The following is a 1,034-nucleotide window of genomic DNA, read 5'->3' as shown; positions in this document are numbered from 1 at the left end:
CCGGCCCATACCGGGAATGAAGAACCGCCGTTTATACCGTCACAAATAACCGTGTTACCGATCCCGGATAAAGTGGGCAGCGATATTGAATCGTTACCGATGCCGGAAGAAAAGGATTTTCGCGATTATATTCTGGTCTTTCCCGCCGGTTCAGGCATGAAACCAGTTTATGTGATGTTTAATACCCCCCGGAATCAACCGGGAGTGGTAACTGGTCGGGGGCAGAAAGTTGAAGGCAATTGGTTAAGTCTTGCTGGGCAAGATATGGGTGCACCGATCCCTAGTCAGATAGCGGATAAGTTGCGTGGGAGGAGATTTAATAACTTTGATAATTTCAGAAAGGCGTTTTGGAAAGAGGTTGCTAATGATCCTGAATTGTCTAAGCAATTTCTTCCAAGGAATGAAACTAGAATGAAACATGGAAGAGCTCCCAGAGCAAGATCTATTGATACATTAGGAAAGAGGCGTTCTTTTGAAATCCATCATGTGGATTTGGTTAGGAATGGTGGCAATATCTATGATCTAGATAATCTACGAGTAGTGACACCAAAGCGGCATATCGAAATTCATTCAAATAAAGAGATAAAGTAAAATGAAACTGAAAAATAAATTGGAAGAATATACCGAAAATGAGTTTATAAATTTAATTTTAAGAATAATATCGGATGAAGGTACAGAAGAAGAGCAAGATACTTTATTAGAGAATTTTATAAAAATAACTGAACATCCTTCAGGAGCAGATTTGATTTATTATCCCAAAAATGGAGAAGATGATTCTCCAGAGGGAATTTTAAAAACTATAAAAGAATGGCGAGCAAAAAACGGCAGACCAGGCTTTAAAAAATAGCGATTGAGTAAGTGATAAAAAGGATTTTTATAATCCTTTTTATCACGGACAAGATTAATACCTAACAACTATCATACTGGCATTAATCGTTACCGATGCCGGAAGAAAAGGATTTTCGCGATTATATTCTGGTACTTCCTATCCCGAATATGCCGCCGGTGTATGTGTATTTGAGTAAACCGCCGGT

General features: G+C 38.8%; 2 protein-coding genes and 1 pseudogene. All 3 read left to right on the top strand.

Going from position 1 to position 1,034, the window contains the following annotated elements; all coding sequences use genetic code 11:
- Nucleotides 1-591 (top strand): S-type pyocin domain-containing protein (locus tag BO26_RS18560; protein WP_036774127.1); only part of this gene is annotated, 591 nt, incomplete at its 5' end.
- Nucleotide 592: 1 nt separating this feature from the next.
- A complete protein-coding gene (locus BO26_RS18555) occupies nt 593-847 on the top strand; it encodes a bacteriocin immunity protein (RefSeq protein ID WP_036774126.1) in 255 nt (84 codons plus the stop codon).
- Nucleotides 848-933: 86 nt separating this feature from the next.
- Nucleotides 934-1,034, top strand: a pseudogene (locus tag BO26_RS23300) (S-type pyocin domain-containing protein); the annotation flags it as partial.

Origin of the sequence: Photorhabdus australis DSM 17609 (genome assembly GCF_000711895.1) — a bacterium.
Taxonomy (GTDB): domain Bacteria; phylum Pseudomonadota; class Gammaproteobacteria; order Enterobacterales; family Enterobacteriaceae; genus Photorhabdus; species Photorhabdus australis.
Note: the sequence above shows the minus strand (reverse complement) of the source record. Positions and strands in the feature narration are given on the sequence as shown.

Excerpts from the sequence above, each read along its gene's own strand:
- BO26_RS18555 (WP_036774126.1), top strand. The coding sequence starts at position 593 with ATGAAACTGAAAAATAAATTGGAAGAATATACCGAAAATGAGTTTATA.